Source organism: Streptomyces sp. NPDC050164, from assembly GCF_044459945.1.
GTDB lineage: Bacteria > Actinomycetota > Actinomycetes > Streptomycetales > Streptomycetaceae > Streptomyces > Streptomyces coeruleorubidus_A.
In genome coordinates this window covers 78192-86284 of sequence record NZ_JBITJK010000041.1, presented here as the reverse complement: position 1 = coordinate 86284, position 8093 = coordinate 78192, and the positions used below count along the sequence as shown (strand labels likewise).

At 68.8% G+C, this 8093-nt stretch carries 7 protein-coding genes; 6 read left to right on the top strand and 1 reads right to left on the bottom strand.

The genetic code is table 11. The features are described 5' to 3' along the window. Window positions 1–89 precede the first annotated feature (89 nt). Complete coding sequence (locus ACIBNA_RS37080; RefSeq protein ID WP_399169611.1) at window positions 90–659, bottom strand: NADAR family protein; 570 nt, start codon at window positions 657–659, stop codon at window positions 90–92. A gap of 200 nt (window positions 660–859) precedes the next feature. On the opposite strand from ACIBNA_RS37080, the gene ACIBNA_RS37075 reads away from it, so the two are divergent. Genes ACIBNA_RS37075 through ACIBNA_RS37050 form a run of 6 tightly spaced genes read left to right on the top strand, consistent with a single transcriptional unit; the run spans window position 860 to window position 8022 of the window. After that, window positions 860–2395 carry a gamma-aminobutyraldehyde dehydrogenase gene (locus ACIBNA_RS37075; protein ID WP_399169610.1) on the top strand — a complete coding sequence of 512 codons (1536 nt, stop codon included), beginning with the start codon at window positions 860–862 and terminating at the stop codon, window positions 2393–2395. A 56-nt stretch (window positions 2396–2451) separates the two neighbouring features. After that, window positions 2452–3699, top strand: a complete 1248-nt coding sequence (locus ACIBNA_RS37070) for a spermidine/putrescine ABC transporter substrate-binding protein (protein ID WP_399169608.1) — start codon at window positions 2452–2454, stop codon at window positions 3697–3699. 6 nt (window positions 3700–3705) lie between these two features. Beyond that, window positions 3706–4851, top strand: coding sequence for an ABC transporter ATP-binding protein (locus tag ACIBNA_RS37065; RefSeq protein ID WP_399169607.1), 1146 nt, complete (start codon window positions 3706–3708; stop codon window positions 4849–4851). Next, complete coding sequence (locus ACIBNA_RS37060; protein ID WP_399169606.1) at window positions 4851–5780, top strand: ABC transporter permease; 930 nt, start codon at window positions 4851–4853, stop codon at window positions 5778–5780. Before ACIBNA_RS37065 ends, ACIBNA_RS37060 begins: the two co-directional genes overlap by 1 nt. Continuing rightward, complete coding sequence (locus ACIBNA_RS37055; RefSeq protein WP_399169605.1) at window positions 5781–6581, top strand: ABC transporter permease; 801 nt, start codon at window positions 5781–5783, stop codon at window positions 6579–6581. A 13-nt stretch (window positions 6582–6594) separates the two neighbouring features. Then, complete coding sequence (locus tag ACIBNA_RS37050) at window positions 6595–8022, top strand: NAD(P)/FAD-dependent oxidoreductase (protein WP_399169604.1); 1428 nt, start codon at window positions 6595–6597, stop codon at window positions 8020–8022. Window positions 8023–8093: the final 71 nt, after the last annotated feature.

The window sequence follows — 8093 nt, the reverse complement described above, 5'->3', positions numbered from 1 at the left end:
CTGCACACCTACAACCACCACCGCTGCCACACCGCACTCGAAGGTCAACCACCCATCACCCGCGTGAACAACCCTGCGGGTCAATACACCTAGGTCTCGCGCAGCCGCTCCCGCGCCTCCATCAGCGCGAATCCCAGCAGGTTCGCTCCCCGCCACCGCTCCGGATCCGCCGCCGCCTCGTCGTCCGCGGCCAGCCCGATGCCCCACACCCGGTCTTCGGGACTCGCCTCGACCAGCACCCGGTCACCGGTGTTCAGCAGAAACTCCCGCAGCTCCGGATGCGCGCCGAACTTGTGGACGCTGCCCTCCACGACGATCCGGAACCGCTCCCGCTGCCATATCGCCTCGTCGAAACCGCGCACCAGCCGCCCGGCCTTCTTCGCCCCGGCGGGATGTCCGGCGGCAAGCACGGCACGCTCCGCCGCCGCGTCCCCGAACAGCCGGGCCTTGCCCGCCATCATCCAGTGCTCGGCGGTCGCGCACTCCACGCCGTCCACCGTGAAAGGCGCCGGCCACCACTGGCTCAGACAGCTCGCGCCGATGCGGCCGTCCGGCCGCGGCCGGTGCCCCCAGAAGTGCAGATACCTGATCCTCGCGCCGCCCCGGACCGCCCTGATCAGGGCGTCCCGGGAGCCGACCGCCCCCGTGATCTCCTCCATGCCCGCGAGTCTGGCACGCACCACTGACACAGCGTCCTGCCGTTTCCTGGCGGACTCGACACCTGGTCGACAGATTCCGTCGCGTAACCAAAAATCAACAACGGAATCCCTTGTTGCAGTGGCATCCCTCTGTCAGGATCGGCACTCAAATCGAGCCTGAGCCACGCCGGCCCCACCACGGGGACACGGAGGAGAGCGACATGCACAACCCGGGCAACGCCACCCCGGACCGATTCCCGGCCGAGGAGCGCTTCGAGGGGGGCGCGCAGTACATCGCCGGTCGCCTGACCAGGGGCACCTCGGGCCGCACGCACGCGGTCGTCGACCCGGCGTCGGGCGAGGAGGTGCTCCGCTACGAACTGGCCGGCACGGCCGACGTCGACCGCGCCGTCGCCGCCGCCCGCGAGGCCTTCCCGGGCTGGGCGGGAGCCACTCCCGGCGAGCGTTCCGACGCCCTGCACCGGTTCGCCGCGGTCCTGGCCGACCGTGCCGAGGACTTCGCCCGTGCCGAGTCGCTCCAGTGCGGCAAGCCGCTGAAGCTGAGCAGGGAGTTCGACGTCCCGGGGACGATCGACAACACCGCCTTCTTCGCCGGTGCGGCACGGCTTCTCCAGGGCCAGTCCGCCGGTGAGTACTCCGGCGACCACACGTCGTACATCCGGCGCGAGCCCATCGGGGTCGTCGGCTCCATCGCGCCCTGGAACTACCCCCTCCAGATGGCCGCCTGGAAGATCCTTCCGGCGATCGCGGCGGGCAACACCATCGTCCTCAAACCCGCCGAGCTCACCCCGCTGACCTCGCTGCTCTTCGCCCAGGCGGCCACGGACGCCGGGATCCCGGACGGTGTGATCAACATCGTCACCGGCACCGGCAGTAAGGCCGGTGAGCACCTCGTCGGCCACCCCGACGTGGCCATGACCTCCTTCACCGGCTCCACCGCCGTCGGCAGGCGCGTCGCCGAGATCGCCACCGCCACCGTCAAGCGCCTCCACCTGGAGCTCGGCGGCAAGGCCCCGTTCGTGGTCTTCGACGACGCCGACCTGGAGGCCGCCGTCCACGGCGCGGTCGCCGGCGCGCTCATCAACAGCGGGCAGGACTGCACGGCCGCCACGCGCGCATACGTGCAGCGGCCGCTGTACGACGCCTTCGTGGAACGGACGGCGGCGCTCATGGAGACCATCCGGCTCGGCGACCCCTTCGCTCCCGGCACGGACCTCGGCCCGCTCATCTCGCACGTCCAGCGCGACCGGGTCGCCGGTTTCGTCGACCGGGCGCGTGCCTACGCCCGCGTGGTGACCGGCGGTCAAGCACCAGGAGGTCAGCTGGCCAAGGGCGCCTACTACCGGCCCACCCTCATCACCGGCGCCGCCCAGGACAGCGAGGTCGTCCAGTCCGAGATCTTCGGACCCGTCCTGGTCGTGCTGCCGTTCGACACCGACGACGACGGCATCGCGCTCGCCAACGACACTCCGTACGGGCTCGCTGCCTCCGCCTGGAGCCGGGACGTGTACCGGGCGAACCGGGCCACGCGCGAGATCAAGGCGGGCTGTGTGTGGGTCAACGACCACATCCCGATCATCAGCGAGATGCCGCACGGCGGTTACAAGTCCTCCGGCTGCGGCAAGGACATGTCCGCCTACTCGTTCGAGGAGTACACCCAGATCAAGCACGTCATGTTCGACAACACCGCGGTGGCCGCGAAGGACTGGCACCGCACCGTCTTCGGGGACCGATAGTCGTATGCAGGCCGCCTGACCAACGGCCGCCCACCCTCCGAAAGGGCACCACGCGCATGGAGCAGTACGAGCCCGACCGCCTGTCCCCGGCCCAAGTGGCCGCCATGCGGCGCAGTTTCACAAACGGCAGGGCCGCCCTCACCCGGCGGTCGCTGCTGCGCGCCTCCGCGGGCGGGGCGCTCGCGGCCGGCGGTCTCGGGACGCTGAGCGCCTGCGGCATTCCGGCGGCGGGCCGGTCGCAGGGCGGCGTCCCGGCGGAGGACCGCTCGGCCAAGGAGAAGACCGTGAACTTCTCCAACTGGACCGAGTACATGGACGTCGACGACAGCGGCAAGCACCACCGGACGCTGGAGCAGTTCACGAAACGCACCGGCATAAAGGTCAAGTACACCGAGGACATCAACGACAACAACGAGTTCTTCGGCAAGATCAAACCGCAGCTCGCCGCGGGCCAGGACACCGGCCGGGACATCATCGTCCTCACCGACTGGCTGGCCGGCCGCCTGATCCGCCTGGGCTGGGTGCAAAAGCTCGACCCGGCCAACCTGCCGCACGCCTACGCCAACCTGTCCGCCCAGTTCCGCAGCCCCGACTGGGACCCGGGCCGCGCCTACTCCTACGTCTGGCAGGGCATCTCGACCGTCATCGCGTACAACAAGAAGGCCCTCGACGGCGTCGAGGTGAAGTCGATATCCGACCTGCTGGACAACCCCAAGCTCAAGGGGAGGGTCGGCTTCCTGTCGGAGATGCGCGACAGCGTCGGCATGACGCTGCTCGACATGGGCAAGGACCCGGCCGACTTCACCGCCGACGACTACGACGCGGCCATCGCCCGGCTCCAAAGGGCCGTCGACAAGGGCCAGGTCCGCCGCTTCACCGGCAACGACTACACCTCGGACCTGACCAGCGGCGACTTCGCGGCCTGTGTCGCCTGGGCCGGGGACGTCGTCCAGCTCAAGGCGGACAGCCCGGACATCGACTTCCTCATCCCGGACAGCGGCTACATGACGTCGACCGACAACCTGCTCATCCCCAACAAGGCCCGGCACAAGACGAACGCCGAGCGGCTCATCGACTTCTACTACGAGCCGAAGCCGGCCGCCGAACTCGCCGCGTACATCAACTACGTGTGCCCCGTCGAGGGAGTGAAGGCCGAGCTGGCGAAGATCGACGAGGACGCGGCGAACAACCCGCTGATCATCCCCGACAAGGCCATGGCCGCCAAGTCGCACGCCTTCCGCTCGCTGAGCTCGAAGGAAGAGACCGAGTTCGAAGAGAAGTTCGCGAAGCTGACGGGGGCGTGACCCACGATGACGAACAAGACAGACCCCACCGGCGACGTCCGCCTGCAGGGCATATCCAAGACCTACGGCGCCTTCACCGCCGTCCATCCGCTCGACCTGACCGTGCCGCAGGGCTCCTTCTTCGCCCTGCTCGGCGCCTCCGGCTGCGGCAAGACCACCACCCTGCGCATGATCGCCGGCCTGGAAGAACCTTCCTCCGGCACGGTGTCGCTGGGCGGCCAGGACGTGACCGCGCTCCCGCCGTACAAGCGGCCCGTGAACACGGTCTTCCAGTCCTACGCCCTCTTCCCGCACCTCGACATCTTCGAGAACGTCGCCTTCGGCCTGCGCCGGCGCGGCATCAAGTCGGTGAAGAAGCAGGTCGGGGAGATGCTCGACCTGGTCCAGCTCGGCGAGCAGGCCCGTAAGAAGCCGCACCAGCTCTCCGGCGGCCAGCAGCAGCGCGTCGCCGTGGCCCGGGCGCTGATCAACCACCCCAAGGTGCTGCTCCTCGACGAGCCGCTCGGCGCCCTCGACCTCAAGCTGCGCCGCCAGATGCAGCTGGAGCTCAAGCGCATCCAGACCGAGGTCGGCATCACCTTCATCCACGTCACGCACGACCAGGAGGAGGCCATGACCATGGCCGACACGGTCGCCGTGATGAACGCGGGCCGCGTCGAGCAACTCGGCTCACCGGCCGACCTCTACGAGAACCCGCGCACCACCTTCGTCGCCAACTTCCTCGGCACCTCCAACTTCATCGAGGCCGAGGTCGACTCCAAGAGCGGCGAGGAGATCGTGCTGAAGGCGGGCGGCGGCAAGCTCGTCCTGCCCGAGGCCCGGTGCGGAGCGCCCACCACGACCGGCGGCAAGGTGCTGGTCGGCGTCCGCCCGGAGAAGATCTCCCTCACCCACACCGACGACGCCGGCGAGATACCCGAGGGCCGCAACCGCATCACCGGCCGGATAGCCGACTCCAGCTTCATCGGCGTCTCGACGCAGTACGTCGTCGACAGCCCGCTCTGCGCGGGCTTCGAGGTCTACGCCCAGAACATCGACCGCGACCCGCGGCTGGTGCCAGGCGCCGAGGTCGTCCTGCACTGGAACCCGGCCCACACCTTCGGCCTGGACGCAGCCCAGGACGCGGACGCCGGAGTGGAAGAGGCGGCCTGATGTCGACACTCACCGAGGCGCCACCGCCGCTCGCACCCCAAGCCCCCGAGCCGAAACCCCCGAAGCGCAGGGGCCGCTGGACCCCGTACTGGCTGCTGCTCCCCGGCATCCTGTGGCTGCTGGTCTTCTTCGCGCTGCCGATGATCTACCAGGCCTCCACGTCCGTGCAGACGGGCTCCCTGGAGGAGGGCTACAAGGTCACCTGGCACTTCGCCACGTACTGGGACGCGCTGTCCGCGTACTGGCCGCAGTTCGTCCGGTCCGTGCTCTACGCGGGCACCGCGACGATCCTGTGCCTCCTGCTCGGCTACCCGCTCGCGTATCTGATCGCCTTCCGCGCGGGCCGCTGGCGGAACCTGATCATGATCCTGGTGATCGCGCCGTTCTTCACCAGCTTCCTGATCCGCACCCTGGCCTGGAAGACGATCCTCGCGGACGGCGGGCCGCTCGTCGGCGCGCTCGACACGCTGCACGTCCTGGACGTCACCAACTGGCTCGGCTGGACCGCCGGCGACCGGGTCCTCGCCACGCCGCTCGCGGTGGTCTGCGGACTGACGTACAACTTCCTGCCGTTCATGATCCTGCCGCTCTACACCTCGCTGGAGCGCATCGACGGCCGGCTCCACGAGGCCGCGGGCGACCTGTACGCCCGTCCCTGGACGACCTTCCGCAAGGTCACCTTCCCGCTGTCGATGCCGGGTGTCGTCTCCGGCACGCTGCTGACCTTCATCCCGGCGGCCGGTGACTACGTCAACGCCGACCTCCTCGGCTCCACGGACACCCGCATGGTCGGAAACGTCATCCAGACGCAGTTCCTGAGAGTGCTCGACTATCCGACGGCCGCGGCGCTCTCCTTCATCCTCATGGCGGCCATTCTTCTCATGGTCACCCTCTACATCCGCAGGTCCGGGACGGAGGATCTGGTCTAAATGCCCTTCGTCAACTGGCTGAAAAGAAATCTCGTCGTCATCGCGGGACTGCTGACGCTCGCCTATCTCCTGCTGCCGAACATCATCGTGACGGTGTTCTCCTTCAACAAACCGAAGGGGCGCTTCAACTACGAATGGCAGCAGTTCTCCCTGGACGCCTGGAAGGACCCGTGCGGCGTCTCCGATCTGTGCGGCTCGCTGTCGGTCAGCCTCCAGATCGCGTTCTGGGCGACCCTCGGCGCCACGCTCCTCGGCACCCTGATCGCCTTCGCGCTGGTCCGTTACCGGTTCCGCGCCCGCGGCGCCGTGAACTCGCTGATCTTCCTGCCGATGGCGATGCCCGAGGTCGTCATGGCCGCCTCGCTGCTCACCCTGTTCCTCAACATGGGCGCCCAGCTGGGCTTCTGGACGATCCTCATCGCGCACATCATGTTCTGCCTGAGTTTCGTGGTGACGGCCGTCAAGGCGCGCGTGATGTCGATGGACCCAAAACTGGAGGAGGCGGCGCGGGACCTGTACGCGGGCCCGTTCCAGACCTTCGTCCGGGTCACCCTGCCGATCGCGGCGCCGGGAATCGCGGCGGGCGCCATGCTCGCCTTCGCCCTCTCCTTCGACGATTTCATCATCACCAATTTCAACGCCGGCTCGACCGTCACCTTCCCCATGTTCGTCTGGGGCTCGGCGCAGCGCGGAACGCCCGTTCAGATCAATGTCATCGGCACGGCCATGTTCGTCGTCGCCGTCCTGTTCGTCCTGGTTTCCATGGCCGTCGGCAATCGTCGCAACAGACAAAAGGCATAAGGGAGTTGAAATCATGGCCCCGAGCGCCATGAACCAGCGGAACAAGTGGATTCGTTCGCTGTCCGACGCCCAGCCGGTCCCGTACTGGCTGGACGACCCCGGCCGGCCCCGCCCCGAACCCGCCCTCACCTCCTCCGAGACCTGCGATCTGCTGGTCGTAGGCGGCGGCTACAGCGGACTGTGGACGGCGCTGATCGCCAAGGAACGCGACCCGCGGCGGGACGTGGTGCTGGTGGAGGGCCGCGAGGTGGGCTGGGCCGCCTCGGGCCGCAACGGCGGATTCTGCGCCGCCTCCCTCACCCACGGCCTGCCCAACGGCCTCGCCCGCTGGCCCGACGAGATCCACAATCTCCAGGAGCTGGGCGCCCGCAACCTCGACGCGATCGAGGCGGCGGTCGCCCGGCACTCCATCACTTGCGACTTCGAACGCACCGGCGAGATCGACGTCGCCACCGAGCCGTACCAGGCGCGGGAACTGCGCGAGTGGCACGAGGAGACCTCCCGTCGGGGCCTCGCCGAGGGCGTCGAGTACCTGGACGCCGAGGCGGTCCGGGAACAGGTGGACTCACCGACCTTCCAGGCGGGCCTGTGGGACCGCAGGGGCGTGGCGATGCTGCACCCGGCGAAGCTGGCCTGGGGCCTGAAGCGGGCGTGCGTGCAGCTGGGAGTCCGCGTCTACGAGCACACTCCCGCGCTGACGCTGAAGCCGTACGGCGCCGGCATGGCCGTACGCACCCCCTACGGCCGGATCCGCGCCCGCCAGGTCGCCCTCGGCACGAACATCTTCCCGAACCTGGTCAGACGCGTCCGCTCGTACACCGTCCCGGTCTACGACTACGCCCTGATGACCGAGCCGCTCAGCCCCGCTCGGCTGGCCTCCGTCGGCTGGAAGAACCGCCAGGGCCTCGGGGACAGCGCCAACCAGTTCCACTACTTCCGCCTGTCCGCCGACAACCGCATCCTCTGGGGCGGCTACGACGCGGTCTACCCCTACGGCGGCCGCGTCAACGCCGAGTACGACGACCGCCCGGAGACCTACGCCAAGCTCGCCGGACACTTCTTCACCTGCTTCCCGCAACTGGAGGGCGTCCGCTTCACCCACGCCTGGGGCGGCGCGATCGACACCTGCTCCCGCTTCTCGGCGTTCTTCGGCACCGCCCACCAGCAGAAGGTCGCCTACGCGGCGGGCTACACGGGCCTGGGCGTCGGCGCGACGCGCTTCGGCGCCGAGGTGATGCTGGACCTGCTGTCCGGCGAGCGCACGGAACGCACGGAACTGCACATGGTCCGCAAGAAGCCCCTGCCCTTCCCGCCGGAACCCTTCGCCTGGACGGGCATCGCCCTCACCAAGTGGTCCCTGGCCCGCGCGGACGCCCAGGGCGGCCGCCGCAACCTGTGGCTGCGCACGATGGACCGGCTGGGACTTGGCTTCGACAGCTGAAGCGGCGGCGTGTGAGACGGTTCACTCCAACGAGGGGCCCAAACCCGCGTAATGACCGCAAGGAGACCTCC